General features: G+C 61.8%; 23 protein-coding genes. 11 read left to right on the top strand and 12 right to left on the bottom strand.

Translation table 11 applies throughout. The features are described from left to right. Nucleotides 1-87: 87 nt before the first annotated feature. The 3 genes from AB4X18_RS13975 to AB4X18_RS13965 are packed head-to-tail and all read right to left on the bottom strand — an operon-like array spanning nt 88 to nt 2,988. Nucleotides 88-1,284 carry a phosphopentomutase gene (locus AB4X18_RS13975; RefSeq protein WP_370400663.1) on the bottom strand — a complete coding sequence of 399 codons (1,197 nt, stop codon included), beginning with the start codon at nt 1,282-1,284 and terminating at the stop codon, nt 88-90. Continuing rightward, a complete protein-coding gene (locus AB4X18_RS13970) occupies nt 1,284-2,588 on the bottom strand; it encodes a thymidine phosphorylase (RefSeq protein ID WP_370400662.1) in 1,305 nt (434 codons plus the stop codon). Before AB4X18_RS13970 ends, AB4X18_RS13975 begins: the two co-directional genes overlap by 1 nt. Nucleotides 2,589-2,592: 4 nt before the next feature. Beyond that, nucleotides 2,593-2,988: a cytidine deaminase gene (locus tag AB4X18_RS13965; protein WP_370400661.1), complete on the bottom strand. Its 396-nt coding sequence runs from the start codon at nt 2,986-2,988 to the stop codon at nt 2,593-2,595. A 123-nt stretch (nt 2,989-3,111) separates the two neighbouring features. Here AB4X18_RS13965 and AB4X18_RS13960 point away from each other — a divergent pair, with 123 nt between their 5' ends. Then, entirely contained in the window at nt 3,112-5,385 is a 2,274-nt protein-coding gene (locus AB4X18_RS13960) for an NADP-dependent malic enzyme (RefSeq protein WP_370400660.1), read from the top strand. A 93-nt stretch (nt 5,386-5,478) separates the two neighbouring features. Here the strand turns inward: AB4X18_RS13960 and AB4X18_RS13955 are convergent, their stop codons facing one another. Next, nucleotides 5,479-6,240 (bottom strand): NAD kinase, encoded by a 762-nt coding sequence (locus AB4X18_RS13955; RefSeq protein WP_370400659.1) that lies wholly within the window; start codon nt 6,238-6,240, stop codon nt 5,479-5,481. 207 nt (nt 6,241-6,447) lie between these two features. Here AB4X18_RS13955 and glyA point away from each other — a divergent pair, with 207 nt between their 5' ends. Beyond that, nucleotides 6,448-7,725, top strand: a complete 1,278-nt coding sequence (gene glyA, locus AB4X18_RS13950) for a serine hydroxymethyltransferase (protein ID WP_370400658.1) — start codon at nt 6,448-6,450, stop codon at nt 7,723-7,725. Between the two features lie 105 nt (nt 7,726-7,830). Then, on the top strand, nt 7,831-8,223 hold the full coding sequence (locus tag AB4X18_RS13945; RefSeq protein ID WP_370400657.1) for a (R)-mandelonitrile lyase: 393 nt from the start codon (nt 7,831-7,833) through the stop codon (nt 8,221-8,223). Between the two features lie 2 nt (nt 8,224-8,225). Here the strand turns inward: AB4X18_RS13945 and AB4X18_RS13940 are convergent, their stop codons facing one another. Together AB4X18_RS13940 and AB4X18_RS13935 are read right to left on the bottom strand one after the other, a co-directional pair. Continuing rightward, nucleotides 8,226-8,576 (bottom strand): VOC family protein, encoded by a 351-nt coding sequence (locus tag AB4X18_RS13940; protein WP_370400656.1) that lies wholly within the window; start codon nt 8,574-8,576, stop codon nt 8,226-8,228. After that, the gene (locus tag AB4X18_RS13935; RefSeq protein ID WP_370400655.1) at nt 8,573-8,947 is read right to left on the bottom strand and encodes a hypothetical protein; all 375 of its coding nucleotides are present in this window, start codon (nt 8,945-8,947) and stop codon (nt 8,573-8,575) included. Before AB4X18_RS13935 ends, AB4X18_RS13940 begins: the two co-directional genes overlap by 4 nt. A gap of 53 nt (nt 8,948-9,000) precedes the next feature. On the opposite strand from AB4X18_RS13935, the gene AB4X18_RS13930 reads away from it, so the two are divergent. The 3 genes from AB4X18_RS13930 (at nt 9,001) to AB4X18_RS13920 (ending at nt 14,633) form a co-directional block, all read left to right on the top strand. Further along, nucleotides 9,001-9,765: an alpha/beta fold hydrolase gene (locus AB4X18_RS13930; protein WP_432817425.1), complete on the top strand. Its 765-nt coding sequence runs from the start codon at nt 9,001-9,003 to the stop codon at nt 9,763-9,765. A 210-nt stretch (nt 9,766-9,975) separates the two neighbouring features. Further along, a complete protein-coding gene (gene carB / locus AB4X18_RS13925) occupies nt 9,976-13,341 on the top strand; it encodes a carbamoyl-phosphate synthase large subunit (protein WP_370400653.1) in 3,366 nt (1,121 codons plus the stop codon). 167 nt (nt 13,342-13,508) lie between these two features. Further along, entirely contained in the window at nt 13,509-14,633 is a 1,125-nt protein-coding gene (locus AB4X18_RS13920) for a beta-ketoacyl-ACP synthase III (RefSeq protein ID WP_370400652.1), read from the top strand. 17 nt (nt 14,634-14,650) lie between these two features. Here AB4X18_RS13920 and arsH read toward each other — a convergent pair whose 3' ends face one another. Both arsH and AB4X18_RS13910 read right to left on the bottom strand, forming a co-directional pair. Beyond that, complete coding sequence (gene arsH, locus AB4X18_RS13915; RefSeq protein WP_432816717.1) at nt 14,651-15,367, bottom strand: arsenical resistance protein ArsH; 717 nt, start codon at nt 15,365-15,367, stop codon at nt 14,651-14,653. Further along, nucleotides 15,360-15,818, bottom strand: a complete 459-nt coding sequence (locus tag AB4X18_RS13910; RefSeq protein WP_370400651.1) for a hypothetical protein — start codon at nt 15,816-15,818, stop codon at nt 15,360-15,362. The genes arsH and AB4X18_RS13910 overlap by 8 nt, the downstream gene beginning before the upstream one ends. A 287-nt stretch (nt 15,819-16,105) precedes the next feature. Between AB4X18_RS13910 and AB4X18_RS13905 the strand changes: the two genes are divergently transcribed. After that, nucleotides 16,106-16,702, top strand: a complete 597-nt coding sequence (locus AB4X18_RS13905) for a thymidine kinase (RefSeq protein ID WP_370400650.1) — start codon at nt 16,106-16,108, stop codon at nt 16,700-16,702. Here the strand turns inward: AB4X18_RS13905 and AB4X18_RS13900 are convergent. The 4 genes from AB4X18_RS13900 to AB4X18_RS13885 all read right to left on the bottom strand — a co-directional run bounded on the left by AB4X18_RS13900 (nt 16,699) and on the right by AB4X18_RS13885 (nt 18,909). After that, entirely contained in the window at nt 16,699-17,040 is a 342-nt protein-coding gene (locus AB4X18_RS13900; protein ID WP_370400649.1) for a tRNA-binding protein, read from the bottom strand. The two genes, AB4X18_RS13905 and AB4X18_RS13900, sit on opposite strands and share 4 nt — an antisense overlap. Then, on the bottom strand, nt 17,030-17,848 hold the full coding sequence (gene proC / locus AB4X18_RS13895) for a pyrroline-5-carboxylate reductase (protein WP_370400648.1): 819 nt from the start codon (nt 17,846-17,848) through the stop codon (nt 17,030-17,032). The genes AB4X18_RS13900 and proC overlap by 11 nt, the downstream gene beginning before the upstream one ends. 29 nt (nt 17,849-17,877) lie before the next feature. After that, nucleotides 17,878-18,378, bottom strand: coding sequence for a YbjN domain-containing protein (locus tag AB4X18_RS13890; RefSeq protein ID WP_370400647.1), 501 nt, complete (start codon nt 18,376-18,378; stop codon nt 17,878-17,880). A gap of 285 nt (nt 18,379-18,663) precedes the next feature. Continuing rightward, nucleotides 18,664-18,909: an accessory factor UbiK family protein gene (locus AB4X18_RS13885; RefSeq protein ID WP_370400646.1), complete on the bottom strand. Its 246-nt coding sequence runs from the start codon at nt 18,907-18,909 to the stop codon at nt 18,664-18,666. A gap of 93 nt (nt 18,910-19,002) precedes the next feature. Here AB4X18_RS13885 and lgt point away from each other — a divergent pair, with 93 nt between their 5' ends. The 4 genes from lgt (at nt 19,003) to AB4X18_RS13865 (ending at nt 22,134) form a co-directional block, all read left to right on the top strand. Continuing rightward, nucleotides 19,003-19,887, top strand: a complete 885-nt coding sequence (lgt, locus tag AB4X18_RS13880; RefSeq protein WP_370400645.1) for a prolipoprotein diacylglyceryl transferase — start codon at nt 19,003-19,005, stop codon at nt 19,885-19,887. Then, nucleotides 19,884-20,942 (top strand): class I SAM-dependent methyltransferase, encoded by a 1,059-nt coding sequence (locus tag AB4X18_RS13875; RefSeq protein WP_432816716.1) that lies wholly within the window; start codon nt 19,884-19,886, stop codon nt 20,940-20,942. Before lgt ends, AB4X18_RS13875 begins: the two co-directional genes overlap by 4 nt. Continuing rightward, the gene (gene pgeF, locus AB4X18_RS13870) at nt 20,939-21,694 is read left to right on the top strand and encodes a peptidoglycan editing factor PgeF (RefSeq protein WP_370400644.1); all 756 of its coding nucleotides are present in this window, start codon (nt 20,939-20,941) and stop codon (nt 21,692-21,694) included. The genes AB4X18_RS13875 and pgeF overlap by 4 nt, the downstream gene beginning before the upstream one ends. 293 nt (nt 21,695-21,987) lie before the next feature. Beyond that, nucleotides 21,988-22,134: a hypothetical protein gene (locus AB4X18_RS13865; RefSeq protein ID WP_370400643.1), complete on the top strand. Its 147-nt coding sequence runs from the start codon at nt 21,988-21,990 to the stop codon at nt 22,132-22,134. The last annotated feature ends 192 nt before the right edge of the window (nt 22,135-22,326 follow it).

Genomic DNA, 22,326 nt, shown 5'->3' with positions numbered 1-22,326 from the left:
TCTTCCCTGCTTCCAAATGGTTCAAAAATCCCGGAGGTTTGGAGGCTGGCCTCCAATCAGAATAAAATCGAATGCCGCTTCAGCGGCTCAACTGCCCACGGTTGCCACAGGCACAGCCACCCCAAGGTGACCCGCAACCAGGGCCGCCACATCCACAAAGCCCATGTGACCCAACGGCCCGCCCCCCTGCCCCGCGACCAGAACCGGCACCCGTTCGCGGGTGTGATCGGTCCCGACCCAGGTGGGGTCATTGCCGTGATCGGCGGTCAGAACCAGCATGTCACCGGGCTGCAAAGCCGAAATGAGTCCGCCGATTTCCGCATCGAACCATTCCAACGCGCGCGCATAGCCCGCCACATCGCGCCGGTGCCCATAAAGGCTGTCGAACTCCACGAAATTGGCGAAGGTCAACGATCCGCCCTCCGCCTCCCGCACCAGATCGGCAAGATGCGCCATCAGGACCGCATCAGACCCCTTGCGCACCTCGTCGATCCCCTGCATCGAAAAGATATCACCAATCTTTCCAATGCCATACACCCTGCGACCTGCATCCTGCACCCAGTTCGTCAGCACCGGTGCCGGCGGCACGATCGCATAGTCGCGCCGGTTTTCCGTCCGCACATAGGCCCCCGCTTCACCGATAAAGGGCCGCGCGATCACCCGGCCAACTTTCATCGCATGCAGCCTTGGTGCGGCGGCCTCGCAGAGGGCCAGCAAGCGGTCCAGCCCGAAGTGTTCCTCATGTGCCGCAATCTGGAACACGCTGTCGGCAGAAGTATAACAGATCGGCCGACCAGTGCGGATGTGCTCCGCCGCAAAAGCCTCGATCACCGGCAGACCTGACGCATGAGTGTTGCCCAAGGTCCCGTCCACACCGGCCAAAGCGGCCACCTCGGCCATCAGTTCTGCGGGAAACGCCGGATCACTGTCGGGAAAATAGTGCCACTCCCACGGCACCGGCAACCCGGCCAGTTCCCAATGGCCTGACGGCGTATCCTTGCCGCGCGAAACTTCCGTTGCAGCCCCCCATTTCCCTGCCGCCTGTCCCTGAACGGGCCGACCGTTGGCCAGCGCCTCTGCCTGCCAGATCCCCAGGCGCGCAAGGGTGGGCAGGTGCAACGGCCCGCTGCGTCCCGCCTCTGCTTCACCAGCCGCACAGGCGCGCGCGATATGGCCCAGCGTATTTGCCCCGGTGTCGGGCACATCCCCGTTGAAAAACGTATCCGCATCCGGCGCACCGCCGATCCCGACCGAATCCATCACCACCAGAAACGCACGTGCCATCAGCCGACCCTTTCGCGTAGCAGCGCCGGTATTTCAGGCGCTTTCGGCCCAAGCGTGAAGGCTGCCCTGACCGCCTTTATTGCCCGTTCGGCCTGATCTGGGCGCGCGGCATGCACGACGGCCAGCGTCTGGCCCTTGCGCACTTCTGCCCCCAGCGACACCACTTCGGACAGGCCCACGCTGGGATCGATCTGGTCGCTTTCCACCACGCGCCCGCCGCCCAGGGCAACAACGGCATGGCCCAGCGCCTCGCCTTCGATGGCCTGCACCACGCCCCCGTCCGGTGCGGTCACGGCGCGGATCACGTTGGCTTCGGGCAGGAACCGCTGCCACGTCTCGACAAATGTCACGGGGCCGCCCATCGCGGCGATCATCTTGCCGAAACGCTCCGCCGCCGCACCGCTTTGGATGGCCTGGACCACTTGCGCCGCGCCCGCCTCCACATCCGGAGCAAGCCCCGTACGCGCCAGCAGGTCGCCGCCCAGCGCGCCGCAGAGATCAACAATCGCGCCTGACAGGCCTTGTGTCAGCACTTGCATCACCTCCGCCACTTCCAGCGCATTGCCCAGCGACGGCACCAGTGGCTGGCTCATGTCACTGATCACGGCGGAGGTCGGGCAACCCGCCGCATTCGCCGTGCCCACCAGCGCCTGCGCCAGCGCGCGCGCCTGATCCATGTCTTTCATGAACGCGCCGGAGCCGACCTTGACGTCCAGCACCAACCCTTCCAACCCGCCTGCCAGCTTCTTTGACAGGATCGATGCGGTGATCAGGTCCAGTGAATCCACAGTCGACGTCACATCCCGCACCGCATAGAGCCGCTTGTCCGCAGGCGCGATGTCCGCCGTGGCCCCGACAATTGCGCACCCCGCTTGGCCCACGACATCGCGAAACCGCGCCTCATCCAGTTGCGTGGCCACGCCCGGTATCGCTTCAAGCTTGTCCAGCGTGCCGCCCGTATGGCCCAACCCCCGACCGGAGATCATTGGCACATAGGCGCCGCAGACCGCCAGCGCGGGGGCCAGCACAAGCGACACGCAATCGCCCACGCCCCCGGTGGAATGCTTGTCCAGTACCGGACCATCCAGATCCCAGCGCAACACGCGCCCCGAATCCCGCATGGCCAGCGTCAGTGCCACCCGGCCCGCTTCGTCCAGTCCGTTGCGACAGACCCCCATGGCAAACGCGCCTGCCTGCGCATCGCTCAATCCGCCATCCGCAAGGGCACCGGCCACCCATTTCAGCGCCGCCGTGTCGAGGGCGCGGCCATGGCGCAGATCGGCCAGAAGGCTTTGGGCATTCATCGCCTCAGCCTTCCATGTGAGCGGTGCCGAAGGCACCGGGCAGCAAGGCACCAAGGGTGGTATACTCCTCCACCCCGCCGCTGGTGGCCATGGTCACGGGCACATCGCCTGCGCCGAATTCGGCCAGCTTCTGACGGCACCCGCCACAAGGCGACACCGGCAGCGCACTGCCCGCAATCACGTAGACCTCGGTCAATTCGGTCTCTCCCGCGGCCACCATCGCGGCGATGGCCCCTGCTTCGGCGCAGGTGCCTTCGGGATAGGCCACGTTTTCCACGTTGCATCCCGCATAGATCGCGCCCGACGCCCCGCGCACTGCCGCGCCGACCTTGAAGTTCGAATAGGGCGCATGGGCATTTTCGCGCACGTCCGTCGCGGCTTGTTTCAAATCTGTCGCCATTTCTTCCTCGTTTTGCGGTAACTATGACAAACCCCGCAGCCAGTGGCGAGAGCCACCGCGCCAATTGCGGCCAGATAAAAAGTAGTTTAACGCTAAACTATTACCTCAAGGGAGAAGCCACACATGTCCGACAACGCCAATCTGCGCAAGGCTGCGCTGGACTATCATGCGTTTCCGAAACCGGGGAAACTTGAGATCCGCGCCACCAAACCGCTGGCCAACGGGCGCGATCTGGCCCGCGCCTATTCTCCGGGCGTGGCCGAAGCCTGTCTTGAAATCAAAGCCGATCCGGCCACCGCCGCCACCTATACCGCACGCGGTAACCTGGTGGCGGTGGTGACCAACGGCACGGCGGTGCTGGGCCTTGGCAATATCGGTGCGCTGGCCTCCAAGCCGGTGATGGAAGGCAAGGCGGTCCTGTTCAAGAAATTCGCCAATATCGATTGCTTCGACATCGAGGTGGATGAAAGCGACCCCGAAAAGCTGGCCGACATCGTCTGCGCCCTTGGCCCCACCTTCGGTGCAATCAACCTGGAAGACATCAAGGCCCCCGATTGCTTTACGGTGGAGCGGATCTGCCGGGAGCGGATGGATATTCCGGTCTTTCACGATGATCAGCACGGCACCGCCATCGTCGTCGGCGCGGCCGTCACCAATGCGCTACACGTGGCGGGCAAGACGTTCGAGGATATCAAGATCGTCTCCACCGGCGGCGGTGCGGCGGGGATCGCCTGCCTGAACATGCTGCTGAAGCTGGGCGTGAAGCGCGAAAATGTATGGCTCTGTGATATTCACGGGCTGGTCTACAAGGGCCGCGAGGTCGACATGAACCCGATCAAGTCCGAGTTCGCGCAGGACACCGACCTGCGCACACTGGATGATGTGATTGGCGGGGCTGACCTGTTCTTGGGCCTGTCCGGACCCGGCGTGCTGAAGCCCGAGCTGATCACGCAGATGGCCCCGCGTCCGATCATCTTTGCGCTGGCCAACCCCACGCCGGAGATTCTGCCCGATCTCGCGCGGGATATCGCGCCGGACGCGATCATCGCCACAGGGCGATCCGATTTTCCCAATCAGGTCAACAACGTGCTTTGTTTTCCTTTCATCTTCCGCGGTGCGCTGGATGTGGGGGCCACCGTGATCAATGACGAAATGCAGATTGCCTGCGTGGCAGGCATCGCTGCACTTGCGCGCGCGACCACCTCCGCCGAAGCGGCGGCGGCCTATCAGGGGGAGCAGATGACCTTCGGGGCCGACTACCTGATCCCCAAACCCTTTGACCCGCGTCTGATCGGTGTGGTGTCCAGCGCCGTGGCCCGCGCCGCGATGGAAACCGGCGTCGCCACCCGGCCCATCGACGATCTGGAAGCCTACAAACAAAAGCTTGACGGATCGGTCTTCAAGTCCGCGTTGCTGATGCGCCCGGTGTTTGAAGCCGCCCGGTCTTCACCCCGCCGTCTGGTCTTTGCCGAGGGCGAGGACGAACGCGTGCTGCGCGCGGCACAGGCGATCATCGAGGAAACCGTGGAGACACCCATTCTCATCGGCCGCCCCGACGTGATCCAGCGCCGGATCGAACACGCGGGCCTGATGCTGAAACTGGGTGACAATGTCGATCTGGTGAACCCGGAGAACGACCCGCGCTATCGCGACTATTGGGAAACCTATCACCACCTGATGTGCCGACGCGGCGTCAGCCCCGACATTGCCCGCGCGATCATGCGCACCAATACCACCGCCATCGGCGCGGTGATGGTCCACCGGGGCGAGGCCGACAGCCTGATCTGCGGCACGTTTGGCGAATTCCGTTGGCATCTGAACTACGTCGAACAGGTGCTGGGCCGTGACGGTCTGCACCCGCAAGGCGCTCTCAGCATGATGATCCTGGAGGACGGGCCGCTGTTTGTTGCAGATACGCAGGTACATCTGCATCCCACCCCCGACCAGATCGCCGAGATCGCCCGCGGGGCGGCCCGGCACGTGCGCCGTTTCGGGATCGAACCCAAGATCGCCTTCTGCAGCCAGAGCCAGTTCGGCAATCAGGGCGACGGCACCGGCGGCCGCCTGCGTGCAGCCATTGGTCTTCTGGATGCGGAAAAGGCGGATTTCTGCTACGAGGGCGAGATGAACATCGACACCGCGCTGGATGCAGAACTGCGCGCGCGGCTGATGCCCGAAAACCGGATGGAGGGGGCGGCGAATGTGCTGATCTTCGCCCATGCGGACGCGGCATCAGGCGTGCGCAATATCCTGAAAATGAAAGGCGGCGGGCTGGAAGTCGGGCCGATCCTGATGGGTATGGGCAACCGGGCGCATATCGTCTCGCCGTCGATCACCGCCCGGGGCTTGCTGAACGTGGGGGCGATCGCAGGCACGCCTGTCGCGCATTATGGTTAAGCACGGCGCAGGAATTGAAATGCCCTTCAGGGGCATTTCAAGCCTTCGGCGAGGATATTTTGGGAGAAAAGATGGGGGGTGAAGTGCAGGTACTCAGGTAAACTGCTCCCGGATCAGCCGTTCCTCCAGCCCGTGGCCCGGATCAAACAGGATCGTATGCGCCACGCTGGGGTCTGACCGGATCTCCACCGCGATCACGTCGCGGTGGCTTTTGCCATCCGCGTCGGCCATCACCGGGCGCTTTTCCGGCTCCAGCACGTCAAATCGCACCACGGCCTTTTGGGGCAGCAACGCGCCACGCCAGCGGCGGGGACGGAAAGCCGACATGGCGGTCAATGCCAGTACATCCGCACCAATGGGCAGGATCGGACCATGGGCGGAGTAGTTATAGGCCGTGGACCCCGCAGGCGTCGCGACCAAAGCGCCGTCACACACCAGTTCCTGCAGCCGCAGCCGTCCGTCAACGGAGATCTGCAGCTTTGCCGCCTGCGGCCCTGCGCGCAACAGTGCAACCTCGTTGATGGCGAGGGCGGTCGACGTGGTGCCATCGTGATGGGTTGCCTTCATTTCCAGGGGGTTGATCACCGCGCGTTCAGCGGCTTCAAGCCGCGCGATCAGATCGCCTTCGCCATAGGCGTTCATCAAGAAACCGATCGTGCCCCGGTTCATTCCGTAGACCGGCGTGGCGAGGGATTGCGTGTCATGCAGTGTCTGCAGCATGAACCCGTCCCCGCCAAGGGCCACGATCACCGCCGCCTCTTCCGGGGGGACGTCCCCGTAGCGTCCGATCAGCCCCGCACGCGCAGTCTGCGCCACCGTCGCACTGCTGGCCATGAAGGCGATCTTCAGCGGCATGGGCTGCCGGATGTATGTATTGACGCCATGGCGAAGTTTCCGATCGGACAGGTTTTCCCTTATTCCAACCACATAATCCATCTGACCGCCAGCTTTGACGCAAGCGCAAACCCCTGCGTCGTTTTACAGCCTTCCCGGTCACCGCGGTTTCCGTTAGGAGACAGTGCAATCCGGCGTGCGTGGCCCGCTTCATGAAGGAATAAACCGATGAAAGACTTCTTTACTTCTCCGCTTGCTCAGGCTGACCCCGAACTGATGGCTTCCATTACCGGTGAACTGGGTCGGCAGCGCCACGAGATCGAATTGATCGCCTCTGAAAACATTGTCTCTGCTGCCGTGCTGGAAGCGCAGGGGTCGGTGATGACCAACAAATACGCCGAAGGCTATGCCGGGCGGCGGTATTACGGGGGCTGCGAATACGTCGATGTGGCTGAGACACTGGCGATCGAACGGGCCTGCAAGCTGTTCAATTGCGGTTTCGCCAATGTGCAGCCGAACTCCGGCTCGCAGGCCAACCAGGGCGTGTTCCAGGCGCTGCTGCAGCCGGGCGATACCATCCTGGGCATGTCGCTGGACGCGGGCGGCCACCTGACCCACGGAGCCGCGCCCAACCAGTCGGGCAAATGGTTCAATGCCATCCAGTACGGCGTGCGCAAGCAGGACAACCTGCTGGACTACGATCAGGTGCAGGAACTTGCAACCGAACATAAACCGAAGCTGATCATCGCCGGCGGCTCCGCCATCCCGCGCCAGATCGACTTCAAGCGCATGCGCGAGATTGCCGACAGCGTCGGTGCCTGGCTGCACGTGGACATGGCTCATTTTGCGGGCCTCGTGGCGGCGGGCGAACACCCCTCCCCCTTCCCGCACGCCCATGTGGCCACCACCACCACCCACAAGACCCTGCGCGGCCCGCGCGGCGGCATGATCCTGACCAATGACGAGGCGCTGGCGAAGAAATTCAACTCCGCCATCTTCCCCGGCATTCAGGGTGGCCCGCTGATGCACGTGATCGCCGCCAAGGCTGTCGCCTTTGGCGAGGCGCTGCAGCCGGAATTCAAGGCCTACATCCAGCAGGTCATCAAGAACGCACAGGCGCTTTCCGATCAGCTGATCAAGGGCGGGCTGGACACCGTGACCCATGGCACCGACACCCATGTGGTGTTGGTGGACCTGCGCCCCAAGGGCGTCAAGGGCAACGCGACCGAAAAGGCACTGGGCCGCGCGCATATCACCTGCAACAAGAACGGCGTGCCGTTTGATCCTGAAAAGCCCATGGTCACCTCCGGCATCCGCCTCGGCTCCCCCGCTGGCACCACCCGCGGATTTGGCGAGGCGGAGTTCCGCCAGATCGCCGACTGGATCATCGAAGTGGTCGATGGCCTTGCCGCCAACGGCGAAGAGGGCAACGGCGCGGTCGAAGCCAAGGTGAAGGCCGAAGTTGAAGCGATGTGTGAGAAGTTCCCGCTCTATCCGAACCTCTAGGCCATAGCACCTTGTTCAGGTGAAAGCCCCGGATGCGCCCATCCGGGGCTTTTTCATGTCTGCATCGCGGGCTAGGCTGCCGCAATCCAACCCAGGAGACGCGACATGATCATCCACCCCGCAGGCAGCCGCCCTTCTGCCACCGCCCCGTCAGAATACTTTACCGGTGACGTGCGGTTTGACCCGCTGATCAGCGCGCCGGAACCCGCACGGCTGAACGGGGTAACGGTCACGTTTGAACCGGGCGCGCGCACGAACTGGCACACACATCCGCTGGGCCAGACCCTGATCATCACCGCCGGAGTGGGCCGCGCGCAGACCGATGGAAAGGCCATCCAGACGCTGCGCCCGGGTGATGTCGTCTGGATCCCGCCGGGGGAAAAACACTGGCATGGGGCCGCACCCGATTGCGCCATGACCCACATCGCCCTGCAAGAAGCGCAGGACGGATCCGCCGCCGACTGGCTGGAACCGGTGACCGACGCGCAGTATGGCTAGGGTCAGCTATGTTTCATGATGTTGACGAGCCGCCCCATCGGGTCATGCACCATGAAGCGTACCACGCCCCAAGGCTCCTGCGTGACAGGATAGGCAATCGGCACTCCCATCGCCTCCGCACGCTCGAACACTTCGTCCAGATCGGTGACCTGTACGCTCAGGTCCGGAACGGGCATGTCACTGCCGCCCGAGGACGCCACGCTCAGATGCACTGGCGCAAGCTCTTCGCCCCCCAGCGTCACGATCCACCCTTGATCCATCAGAATGTTGAGCGACAGCAAATCGCTGTAAAAGGCCGCGATCCCCTGCACATCTCCGGTGGCCAGATTGGCCACAATCCGCACAACGCTCATACCAGTCCCCGCCACCATAGATAAACGACAAAGGCCACGCCAAGCAGCAATATCTGGAAGGCAATGCCGCCTGCCAGCCGCAGGATCCGGTCGCGCCGCTGCGCATTCACGTTGATGGCCCGCAGATGGTTGGTCAGCACTTCATAAGCCAGCAGCACCTTTTCCCGGTTGATCTGCCGTGCGGTCTTGGGGCTTCGCGCCGCGCGATCCGCCGCAACCAGAACAGCGCCCTGTTTGCGCATGGCGCGTGGCAACAACCGCCGCCCCTTGCGCATGGCATGGCCCAGATCGCGGCTCTTGATGCCAAGCCGGTCTTCCATCAATGCGCGCACGGCCTCGGCCTTCATGGGTATGTCGCGGTAATCCATCATGCTACATTTTTAATCCCACTGGTGCGTTTGCCGCAATGGCGCTACGAAAAGCCATGCTCAGCTACTCCGAATTCGGCACAGATGCCACAAACACCCCCCCTCTGGTCATCGTTCATGGCCTTTACGGGTCAGGCCGCAACTGGGGCGTGATCGCCAAGCGCCTGTCCGACCGGGGGCGCACCATTACCCCCGATCTGCGCAACCACGGCAACAGCCCCCGCATGCCCACCCACAGCTATCCTGAACTGGCTGATGATCTTGCGGAACTTGCTGACCATATCGGCAGCCCGGTTGATCTTTGCGGTCATTCCATGGGCGGCAAGGCGGCGATGGCCCTCGCCCTCACCCAGCCACATCTGATCCGCAAACTCGTCATCGCCGACATCGCACCGGTGGCCTATGCCCACACCCAGCAAGCCATGATCGACGCCATGCGCACCGTGGATCTCGCCTCCCTCACCCGCCGCTCCGACGCTGAAAGCCAACTGGCCGCCGCAGGGATCGACCGCAGCCTGCAAAGCTTCTTCACCCAGTCCCTCGACGTGCCGAAAAAGGCATGGCGCCTCAACCTCGATACGCTGGAAGCTGAAATGGACAAGATCATCGGCTGGCCAGAGGACCTGCACGGCCCCTTCGATGGCCCTACCCTCTTCCTTTCCGGTGGCGCCTCCGACTACGTCCTCCCCGACCACCGCCCGAATATCCGCGCGCTTTTCCCCCGCGCCCGCTTCGCCAAACTCCCAGGTGCGGGCCATTGGCTCCACGCCGAAAAACCCCGCGAATTCGAAGCCTCCTTGCGTGTGTTCCTCGACGCCTGAATGCCCCTCTTTTCTCCTGAAATATCCCAGAGCGCGAGACAGCGTCTCGCAACGGATTTGGCGGAGGCAAATCAATAAAACCACGTGCGGCGCATGCCGCTCAACACGGTCGGATGCCCCAAGCGCCGACACTTGCAGGTCATCCCCCCTTGCACCTCTACGCTCCATCCCTATAACGCAGACAATTTGCACATAAGGGGGCTGCCGCTCATGCCGAAACGTACCGACATCCAGTCGATCATGATCATTGGTGCAGGCCCCATTGTCATCGGACAGGCTTGCGAATTCGACTACTCGGGCGCGCAGGCTTGCAAGGCGCTGAAGGAGGAAGGCTACCGGGTCATCCTCGTCAACTCCAACCCCGCCACGATCATGACTGACCCCGGTCTGGCCGATGCCACCTACATCGAACCCATCACACCCGAAATGGTCGCCAAGATCATCGAAAAGGAACGCCCCGACGCGCTCTTGCCCACCATGGGCGGGCAGACCGGGCTGAACACCTCGCTCGCGCTTGAAGAAATGGGCGTTCTGGAGAAGTTCGGCGTCGAGATGATCGGCGCCAAGCGCGACGCCATCGAGATGGCCGAGGACCGCAAGCTCTTTCGCGAAGCAATGGACCGGCTTGGCATCGAAAACCCCCGCGCCACGATCTGCACCGCACCGAAAGATGCAAACGGCAAGAAAGACCTTGCCGCCGGTGTGGCCCTCGCGCTGGAATCGCTCGAAGACATCGGCCTGCCCGCCATCATCCGCCCCGCCTTCACTATGGGCGGCACCGGCGGTGGCGTGGCCTACAACCGCGAGGATTACGAGGCCATCTGCCGGAGCGGCATGGATGCCTCGCCCATGGGCCAGATCCTGATCGATGAAAGCCTGCTGGGCTGGAAGGAATTCGAGATGGAGGTCGTGCGCGACACCGCCGACAACGCCATCATCGTCTGTAGCATTGAAAACGTGGACCCCATGGGCGTGCATACCGGCGACAGCATTACCGTCGCGCCCGCGCTGACGCTGACGGATAAGGAATACCAGATCATGCGCAACCACTCCATCGCGGTCCTGCGGGAGATCGGGGTGGAAACGGGTGGATCGAACGTGCAATGGGCGGTGAACCCCGTCGATGGCCGCATGGTCGTGATCGAGATGAACCCCCGTGTGAGCCGCTCCTCCGCGCTGGCCTCAAAGGCCACCGGTTTCCCCATCGCCAAGATCGCCGCGAAGCTGGCCGTGGGCTTTACGCTGGATGAGTTGGACAACGACATCACCGGTGTCACGCCCGCGTCGTTCGAGCCAACGATCGACTACGTCGTCACCAAGATCCCCAAATTCGCCTTTGAGAAATTCCCCGGGTCTGAACCAAACCTGACCACAGCCATGAAATCCGTCGGCGAAGCCATGTCCATCGGCCGCACCATCCACGAGAGCATGCAAAAAGCGCTGGCTTCCATGGAAGAAGGCCTGACCGGGTTTGATGAAATCACCATCCCCGGCGTCACCGCCACCGATGAAGGCACGCCGATGTCGCCCGATAATCGCGCGGCCCTCGTCAAAGCCATCTCCCGGCAGACGCCGGACCGCCTGCGCACCATCGCACAGGCCATGCGGCACGGCATGTCTGACGATGACATCCACGGGGTGACCATGTTCGATCCATGGTTCCTTGCCCGCATCCGCGAGATCATCGAGGCTGAAGAGGAGGTGAAGGCAGATGGCCTTCCCACCGATGAAGCAGGTTTGCGGCGTCTCAAGATGATGGGCTTTACCGACGCCCGGTTGGCCAAGCTGGCGGAAATGAAGGAACATCAGGTCCGCGCCACACGGCAAGCCGCAGGTGTGGTCGCTGTCTTCAAACGCATCGACACCTGCGCAGCCGAGTTTGAGGCGCAAACCCCGTATATGTACTCCACCTATGAAGCCCCCATGATGGGCGACGTGGAATGCGAAGCGCGCCCCTCCGACCGCAAAAAGGTCGTCATCCTTGGCGGTGGCCCCAACCGCATCGGACAGGGGATCGAATTCGACTACTGCTGTTGTCACGCCTGCTATGCGCTGACGGACGCGGGTTTTGAGACCATCATGGTCAACTGCAACCCCGAAACCGTCTCCACCGACTATGACACTTCCGACCGCCTGTATTTCGAGCCGCTGACGTTTGAGCATGTCATGGAAATCCTGCGGGTGGAGCAGGAGAACGGCACCCTGCATGGGGTGATCGTCCAGTTTGGTGGCCAGACCCCGCTCAAGATCGCCGGCGCCCTGCATGACGCGGGCATCCCCATCCTCGGCACCACGCCCGATGCCATTGATCTGGCCGAGGACCGCGAGCGTTTTCAACAGCTTGTGCAGTCTCTCGACCTCAAGCAGCCCAAGAATGGCATCGCCAGCACCGACGATGAGGCGTTAAAGATCGCCGAAGAAATCGGCTTCCCTCTCGTGATCCGCCCCTCCTATGTGCTGGGCGGCCGGGCGATGGAAATTGTGCGCGACATGCCCAGCCTCGAACGTTACATCACCTCCGCCGTGGTTGTCTCCGGCGACAGCCCCGTATTGCTCGACAGCTACCTTTCCGGTGCGGTGGAACTTGACGTGGACGCGCTCTGTGATGGTACGGACGTCCATGTGGCGGGCATCATGCAGCACATTGAAGAGGCAGGCGTACACTCCGGCGACAGCGCCTGTTCCCTGCCGCCCTATTCGCTGTCCAAGGACATCATCTCGGAGGTTGAACGCCAGACCCGCGCGCTGGCCAAGGCGCTGAACGTCGTTGGCCTGATGAATATCCAGTTCGCGGTCAAGGACGGCGTGATCTACCTGATCGAGGTGAACCCCCGCGCTTCCCGCACCGTGCCTTTCGTGGCCAAGGCCACCGATTCCGCCATCGCTTCCATCGCCGCCCGCATCATGGCCGGTGCGAAGCTGAGCGACTTCCCGCTGCGCGCGCCCTACCCCGAACAAAGCTCCTACGCGGATGTTTTGCCGCTGGGTGACCCGATGACGCTGGCGGATCCGAACATGCCGTGGTTTTCAGTCAAGGAAGCGGTCCTTCCCTTCGCGCGCTTTCCAGGCGTCGATACGCTGCTTGGCCCCGAAATGCGTTCCACCGGGGAGGTCATGGGCTGGGACCGCGATTTCCCGCGCGCTTTCCTCAAGGCGCAGATGGGGGCGGGCACCCTTTTGCCCCGCGCGGGGTGTGCATTTCTTTCCATCAAGGATGCCGACAAGACCGACGATGTGCTGAGTGCCGCCAATATCCTGCTTGATCAGGGTTTCAGCATCGTTGCAACACGCGGCACGGCGACATGGCTGTCCTCGCATGACATTCCCTGTGAAACCGTGAATAAAGTCTATGAAGGCCGCCCGGACATCACCGACATGATGAAGGACGGCGCCGTGCATCTGGTGATGAACACCACCGAAGGCGCGCAGGCGGTCGAGGACAGCAAATCCATCCGCTCCATCGCGCTGTATGACAAGATCCCCTATTACACGACCGCCGCCGGTTCCCATGCCGCCGCACTCGCCATCAAGGCGCAGGCGGAGGACGAAATTGGCGTGAAGGCACTACAAGGGTAGCAGACAGGCCGGATTGCCCCCACATCATATCAGACGTGGTATACCCGCCCCGTTTTCGTTAACACTTTCGCGCACCACCCGACGCACACAGGCTGGCGCAAACCCGCTATGACGTTATCAACATCATAGACGCCCCGTAAGCGCTTGAGACAATAGAAAGAAACCAGATGTACACACCCGCGATCACCGGTACAGGCGTCTTCACCCCCGATCAGGTCATCACCAACGCCGAACTGGTCGAGGCTTTCAATGCCTATGTTGACCTTTACAATACGCAGAACGCTGATGCGATTGAAGCCGGTGACCTGCCCGCAAAGTCCTATTCATCAGAGGATTTCATCCTGAAGGCATCCGGTATCGAGCAGCGGTATGTCATTGACAAGACAGGTATTCTTGATCCCGAGGTCATGCATCCACTGCTGCGCCAGCGCAGTGATGATGAACCGTCGCTGATGGCGGAAATGGCGCTGGACGCCGCGCAAAAGGCGCTGATGGCCGCCGGGAAAACCGCCGCAGACGTGGACGCGGTGATCTGCGCGGCGTCCAACCTAGAACGGGCCTATCCGGCCGTTGCGATCGAGATCCAAGAGCTGTTGGATATCAAGGGGTTCGCCTTTGACATGAACGTCGCCTGCTCCTCCGCCACGTTTGGCATACAGGCCGCCGCGGACATGGTCCGCTCCGGCTCCATCCGCTCCGCGCTGGTGGTCAATCCGGAGATATGCTCCGCCCACCTGGAATGGCGCGACCGTGACTGCCATTTCATCTTTGGCGATGTGGCCACGGCAAGCCTGATCGAACGCACGGAAGACGCCACTGGACCGTATTTTGAGATCAAGTCGACACGTTGCGCCACCGAGTTTTCCAACAACATCCGCAACAACAACGGCTTCCTGCGCCGCTCCCGCCCGGATGGGGTGGCGGATCGCCGTGACATGCAATTCATGCAAAACGGCCGCAAGGTATTCAAGGAAGTGCTGCCCATGGTGTCCGACCACATCGCCGGACACATGGTCGACAATGGCGTGCAAGCCTCTGACCTCAAACGGATTTGGTTGCATCAGGCCAACAAGTCCATGAATGATTTCATTGGCCGCAAGGTTCTGGGGCGCACGCCGGAACCGGGCGAACAACCCAATATCCTGCAGGATTACGCCAACACGTCATCCGCCGGGTCAATCATTGCGTTCTCCAAGTATTCCGATGACTTGAAGGACGGCGATACCGGCCTCATCTGTTCGTTCGGGGCCGGTTATTCGGTGGGGTCCGTGATTGTGGAACGTCACGGGTAGGCGATTTTCGCCGTTCGTCAAACGTCTTTCAAAGACACCCTTTTGTGGACCTCTGCAACGCTTTCGACACGTTCCGAATATCGATCAACAAGGTAATCTGACCGCCCTCGCACAAGCCAGGTGAATTTCACCAGCTCTTCCATCACGTCCACGATCCGGGCGTAAAAAGGCCCCTCGGGCAGCCGCCCGTGTTTGTCAAACTCAAGCCAGGCTTTCGGAATGCTTGACTGGTTCGGGATCGTGACCATGCGCATCCAGCGGCCAAGGATGCGCATCTGGTTCACGGCGTTGAAGGATTGTGACCCTCCGGAGACCTGCATCACCGCCAGCGTCTTTCCTTGCGTGGGCCGGATGCCACCCTGCAATGACAAGGGCAGCCAGTCGATCTGCGCCTTCATGATGCCTGTCATCGCCCCGTGCCGTTCCGGCGACGACCACACCATGCCTTCGGACCAGACCGCCAATTCCCGCAACTCCACCACTTTCGGATGATCGGGGGAGGCGCCATCGGGCAAAGGCAGGCCTGCGGGGTCAAACATCCGCGTTTCACAGCCCAAAAGCCGCAGGATCCTTGCGGATTCCTCAGCGGCCTTGCGGGAATAACTTGCCTCCCGAAGGGAGCCATAGAGCAATAGAATCCGTGGCTTGTGTCCGGGATCATCGTCTGATTTCAGCGCGTCGCTGTCGATCTGCGGCAATGCGTCGTCCCGAAGTGCCGGGAAAGTGTCAGTCACTCTCCTCCTCCAGGTTCAGCTTCATATCCACCAGAACCTGTTGCAGCATCGTGGTTTCCTTGAGCAACCGCTTGGCTTCGTTCACCGTGATCCGGCCGTCTTCCATGGATTGCTGGTATTCGGCCATCAGCATCGCGAACCGTTGGCTGAGCGCGATCACGTCCGAATTCACCCCGCCGGTACGGTCCGAATTGGGACGTCGATCATCGAACTGAAGACTGATGCCGCAGATCTCCGCAAGGGCGCCGGTGACATGCGGATAGCTGGCCGCACTTTCAAGCTGCCCCACGGCGTCAATCGGCATGAACCGGTCCGCATGTTCGTCATTGTCGGAATAATATCGCCCCAGCGTCGCCTTGGACTTGCCGGTCAGCGAACAAGCACGTTCAATGCCCACGTCCTTGACCAGCGCTTCGGTGTGTTTCTTAAGATAGCTGCCAATCCCGGCCATAGGTGCGTCCCATCATCTCCGCTGAGGGAGCCCATCTGCTATGGGGAACCCTTTCGTGTTTTTCCCATTAACCCTTTCGCCCCCAAATGTCATTTTCATTTTGCGCCTCACAAGGACGAAGGCGTTATACAGTAACCATTGTCCCCACGATGGATGGGTAAGGTCATGGATTTCTGCGGGTAAAGGGGGCCCGCAGGTCGCCCCCCGCGACAGTCGGTCCATGGACCTGTGACTCTCCCGATCGTTCTGACTTGCTTGGCCAGACGGCTGTGCGTAACACATGCTGCATGGCCAAGCTTTATTTTCATTACTCCACCATGAACGCCGGTAAATCGACCGTGCTGCTGCAGGCCGCGCACAACTATGTCGAACGGGGGATGAAGCCCTACCTGCTTACGGCGAAGGTGGATGACCGCGCCGGTCAGGCGCGCATCGCCTCCCGCATCGGGATCGGAGAGATGGCCGATACATTCGCACCAGGCGAAGATCTGTTTGCCAAGCTCCGGACACGCTTTGCCGAAGGCCCCTGCGCCTGTGTCTTTGTGGACGAGGCGCAGTTTCTGGAAACCGAACAAGCGTGGCAACTGGCGCGCGCCGTGGATGATCTGGGCGTGCCGGTGATGTGTTTCGGCCTGCGGGTCGATTTTCGCGGGCAGCTGTTTCCGGGCTCTGCGACCCTGTTGGCGCTGGCAGACGAAATGCGCGAAGTCCGCACCATTTGCCATTGCGGCAAGAAGGCCACGATGGTGGTGCGCAAGGATGCGGACGGGCAGGTTTTGCACGATGGGGCGCAGGTCATGATTGGCGGGAATGAATCCTACATCTCGCTCTGTCGCAGGCACTGGCGGGAAGCCGTGGGTGATCGTGCCCCGGACGCGCCCTAGTGCATGCGCCCGCCGTTTGGCACGGGTTGATCCGGGGCCAGCAGGACAATCGCCCCTTGCGCATCTGAAATCCCCAGCACCAGCACTTCTGACATGAACGGGCCGATCTGGCGCGGCGGGAAGTTCACGACACCAACCACCTGTCGGCCAATCAGCGCATCGGGCGTATAATGATCGGTGATCTGCGCAGAGGTCTTGCGTTCGCCAATCTCCGCGCCGAAGTCAATCCAGAGCTTCAAGGCAGGTTTGCGTGCTTCGGGAAAGGGTTCGGCCCGGATCACGGTGCCGACACGGATATCGACTTTCAAAAATTCTTCAAAGCCGATGTCATCCGTCACGGGCGAGTTCCCTTGATCTGTGAGTTGCGGCCTTGACCGCACGCTTCAAGAGCGCGGGAAAACCGCTATCCTTGTCCATCAGCACCTCCAATGCGGCCTGCGTCGTACCATTTGGGCTGGTGACGTTGATGCGCAATTGCGCTGGGTCTTCTTCAGCCTCAGCGGCCAGCGCCCCCGCGCCCGCTACGGTCGCCTTGGCCAGTTGCAGTGCAAGCGCTGCGGGCAGCCCTTCGGCTTCGCCCGCCGCGGCCAAGCATTCGATCATGTGGAACACATAGGCCGGGCCGGAACCGGAGACGCCGGTGACGGCATCGATCTGGCCTTCGGTCTCCAACCGCACCACCTCGCCCACGGCGCTGAGCAGCAGTTCCGCTTCGTCCAGCGCGCCGGAGCCTGCAACATCATTGCCCACGATCGCGGTGATCCCCTTTGAGATCGCCGCAGGCGTGTTCGGCATCGCGCGCACAATCGGGGTCTGTACGCCAAGGGTCTGTTCAAAATAGGAAATCGGCGTACCGGCGGCCACGGAAACAAAGACGGTCTTCCCGTTCCCCAGCCCTGCCATGGAGGGCAGCGCATCCCCCATCATCTGCGGTTTGACCGCGACCAGCACCAGTGCAGGCGATTGTGGCAATTCAGCGTTCAGGTGCACACTCTGGGCTGCCAACCAGTCGGAGGGGTGTGGATCCTGTACCCAGACAGATGTGGGCGGCAGTCCCCGCGCCAACCAACCCGCCAGCATCGCCGAGCCCATCTTCCCGCAGCCCAGCAGCACCAGCCCCTGCGCGGCTATCCGACTGTCCTTCATCCACCATCCCCCTTTTATCGGGGGCAGTGTTACGCGTGCCCGTAGGCCTGCGCAATGGCGACCTGAAGCGCCTGTTTGGGGGTCTTGTCACCCCAGATCAGCAGCTGCAGCGCAGGGTAGTACCGCTCCGCATTGAAGACCGCACCACCGATCATCGTATCGATCTGTTCCGGCGACGGATCAGACGCCCCGGCCAGCATCAGGCCATAGCGATAAACCATCATCTTCTGCTCCGCCCAATAGGTGAAGGAGCCTGCCCAGCACTGGTCGTTAACTGCATTCAGCAGTTCATAGAGCGCCGGAAGCCGGTCATCAGGTGGGTCCAGATCGAAGGAACAGATCAGGCCCAGCGTCTGGTCGTAACCCGACCACGCCAACGTGATCGAATAGGTCCGCCAAAGCCCCTCAACCACCATGGCAATCTGATCGTCAGCGATGCGATCAAACTCCCAGGCGTTATCACTGGCGAGGGTTTCAACGATATCAATGGGATGGAGGTCATCCTCCAAATAATGCTCAGTCAGCGCCATTTGCGACACCTCTTTTTATTGTGTCCAATCCTGATTTGCCCGACCAGAATTGGATGCCTGTACAAGGAGACGTCGGTGTGTCCGACACCCCTACCACATATGGTGCTGGCATGAGGGCGTTGTGGCAACCCCCTTTCTTGGGGATAACCACAATTCCTTGCGGATAACTGCAATATCTTGTGGGTAACAGCGGACTCTGACGCAAAGTCAAGGGACATGCTGCGGTGCCCGGACGGCAAAACGGGGCCACAGGGCCAAGTTCATTCAATGGTCAGGCAAAAGCTGTCAGCCCTTGCCGTTTTCCAACGCGTCGAGCCGCGCCTTGAGCGCTTCATTCTCCTCGCGGGCCTTCTGCGCCATGGCGCGCACGGCATCGAATTCCTCGCGGGTCACGAAATCACGATCGGCCAGCCAGCGGTCCATCATGCCCTTCATGGCTGTTTCGGCTTCGTCCTTGGCGCCCTGGGCCACGCCCATCGCGTTTGTCATCAATTGTGAGATGTCGTCAAAAATCTTGTTACGCGTTTGCATGCTGCTTCTCCGCTTTGGCTTGAAGACTATATGGGGGCAAAGCAGGCTGCGGACAAGGTTGACTTCCCCGCGCGGGCGCGGTTGATCACGGACATGATCGCCATGCTTCCCTTCCCCGATGTCGCACCCGAGATTTTCACGATCTCCGCTTTCGGCATGGAATTCGCGCTGCGCTGGTACGCGCTGGCGTATATCGTCGGTATTCTGGTTGGCTGGCGGATTGCCTTGCGCGCGGTAAAGACGCCGCGTCTGTGGCGCAATGAACGACCGGTGATGGAGGCCCAACAGGTCGAGGATCTGCTGTTCTGGGTCATCATTGGCGTGATTCTGGGCGGTCGGTTGGGATATGTGCTGTTTTATCAACCTGCCTATTACCTGTCGCATCCGGCGGAGATCTTGCAGGTCTGGCAGGGCGGAATGTCGTTCCACGGCGGCGCACTTGGGGTCATCATCGCCTTTGTGACGTTCTGCTGGCGCAAGAAAGTGTCGGCAGTATCGACCGGCGATATGGTGTGTCTGGGCCTTGCCCCCGGCATCCTGCTGGGACGTCTGGCGAACTTCGTCAACGCGGAACTTTGGGGCCGACCCACCGATCTGCCGTGGGCTGTCGCCTTTCCCGGTGATGCCGCCCAATACTGCCCGGATGTGGCGGGCATGTGCGCGCGCCATCCGTCGCAACTGTACGAAGCACTGTTGGAAGGATTGCTGCTGGGCGCCTTGCTGATCTGGATGGCGTGGCGGCGTGGCGCGCTCAAGGCACCGGGGCGGATCGGCGGGACGTTTCTGGCAGGCTATGGCGCGGCGCGGTTCCTGGTGGAATTCGTGCGGCAACCGGATGCGCAATTCGTCTCTGAAGGCAATCCGCTGGGGCTGGCGTGGCAGATCGGCGGATACGGTCTGACCATGGGCCAGATGCTGAGCCTGCCGATGATCCTGATCGGGCTGGGCTTCATCCTGCGGTCGCGCAAACCCGCATGAGCCTGAAGGCGCATATCGCGGGGCAGATCGCGGCGGACGGCCCAATGCGCATCGATACCTACATGACCACCTGCCTGCTGCATCCGACGCTGGGCTATTACACGACGCGCACCCCCTTCGGACAGGCGGGGGATTTCATCACAGCACCCGAGATCAGCCAGATGTTTGGCGAAATGATAGGCCTGTCGCTGGCGCAATGCTGGCTGGATCAAGGCCGCCCCACCCCCTTTTCGCTGGTGGAGTTCGGCCCCGGTCGCGGGACACTGATGGCTGACATGCTGCGCGCCACCCGGCAGGTGCCGGGATTTGTCGAGGCGGCACAGGTCACGCTGGTGGAGGCATCACCGGCCATGCAGGAGGCGCAGCGCATCACGTTGGAAGGGTATGACATACAATGGCGCGCTGACGCAGCCCTCCTGCCGGACCAGCCCACCTTCGCCATCGCGAACGAATTCTTCGATGCGCTGCCGATCCGCCAATACGTGCGTGACGGCGCGGGTTGGCGGGAACGGCAGGTCGGGCTTGAGGAAGGCGACTTGATGTTCGGGTTGGGCCCGGCACAACCGCAACCGGCCCTGAAGGACAGGCTGGAAGACACGCGCGATGGCGACCTGATCGAGGAACGCAGCAGCGCGGCACCCGTGATCACCGCATTGGGAGAGCGTATCGCGGCGCATGGCGGGGCGGCGCTGATCATCGACTACGGCGACTGGCGCAGCGTGGGCGACACCTTGCAAGCCGTGCGGGATCACGAACCGGTCGATCCCCTTCAGGACCCCGGCAAGGCGGACCTGACCGCGCATGTGGATTTCGAAGCACTGGCGATGGCCGCCCCTTGCGCATTCTCCAGGCTGACCGCGCAGGGCCTCTTCCTTGAACGGCTGGGAATCACGGCACGCGCGCAGCAACTCGCCCAATCGATGGGCGACGCCGCGCTTGACCAACACGTCGCCGCGCATCGGCGCTTGACCCACCCTGCGGAAATGGGAAATCTGTTCAAGGTGCTGGCGCTCTACCCCTCTGACGGTGCGCCGCCGCCGGGGACTGAACCATGACGCTTGAGATTATCACCTCGGACAGCCTTGCCCCACTGCGTCACGGGTTTTTCACCCGACGCGGAGGGGCATCATCGGGCGTATTTTCCGGATTGAACTGTGGCCGTGGCAGCAGCGATCAGAGCGAGATCGTAAATATCAATCGCGCCCGTGTGGCTGAAGCGATGGGTGTGGAGGCCGATCATCTATTGGGCGTGCATCAGGTTCATTCCGCAACCGCCATTCCGGTGACCGGCCCCCTGACGGACGCGCCAAAAGCGGACGGGTTGGTCACAGCGACCCCCGGCGTGGCAATTTCGGTGCTGACGGCCGATTGCCAGCCGGTACTTTTCGCCGATGCCAAGGCGGGCGTGATCGGCGCGGCGCATGCAGGCTGGCGCGGCGCGCTGGATGGGGTGTTGGCGGCCACAGTGGCGGCAATGGAGGACCTTGGCGCGCGTCGCGACAACATCCACGCGGTCATCGGCCCCTCGATCAGTCAGGCCGCCTATGAAGTCGGGCCAGAGTTCTTCGAAGACTTCCTTGCAGAGGACCCCGACTTTGCCCGGTTCTTTGCAGGCGGAAAGGACGACCGGATGATGTTCGACCTGCCCGCCTTCGGGCTGCACTGCCTGCGCGACGCGGGCGTGGGTCATGCAGAATGGACGCGCCATTGCACCTATGCGGATCCTACGCGATTCTATTCCTACCGCCGCGCCACCCATGCGCGCGAGGCAGATTACGGGCGATTGATTGCGGCCATCCGCCTGTAACCCCGGTTGAAGGGGGCCAAATTACGGCGAACCCTGCCCCCTGAGCGCCCCAAAGCCCGTCACATTCTTGGAAACAATACACGCTCAAATGGAAGGATTGGCCACAGACAGTACTAACATACTGAAATACATGTAATTTTAGGAAACGACGGGTGCAGCCACAATCTGATGACTGACACGCTGATTTTTAACCAAAATTCTTTGATTTCGCCCAAAACCGGCCCGATTGCAGCGTCATAGTGGTTCTTAACCAAGGGCAAATGCCCCAAACGGATCAACAGAGGATCAGAGCCATGAAAACGAACGCACGCTTCATCAAAGGTGTCATCGAAACCGCAGCCAAGGACGACACGGTCATGCCGTGGGCCCGTGGCGCGCGCCGCGCGGCATTCATCGCCAAGCGCACTGCAGCCGAAGCACCCAAGTTGAAAGCAAGCTGATCCCGCGCGCCCCGCGCGGGCGGCCAACATTCAGGTTAAGGTGTCCGGGGACACGGCCCTGCATGCGTTGATTCGCATGCGGGGCTTTTCTTTTTCTGCGAATTAGGGCGATCCTTTGCCAAAATAAGGAAACAGAAAGGCAAGATTTCTGCAAATTGGCGCTAAATATGGCGCGAATGTCAGCAAAACTTT

The organism is Sulfitobacter rhodophyticola (assembly GCF_041281685.2).
Classification (GTDB): domain Bacteria; phylum Pseudomonadota; class Alphaproteobacteria; order Rhodobacterales; family Rhodobacteraceae; genus Sulfitobacter.
This window is presented reverse-complemented; position numbering and strand designations above follow the sequence as displayed.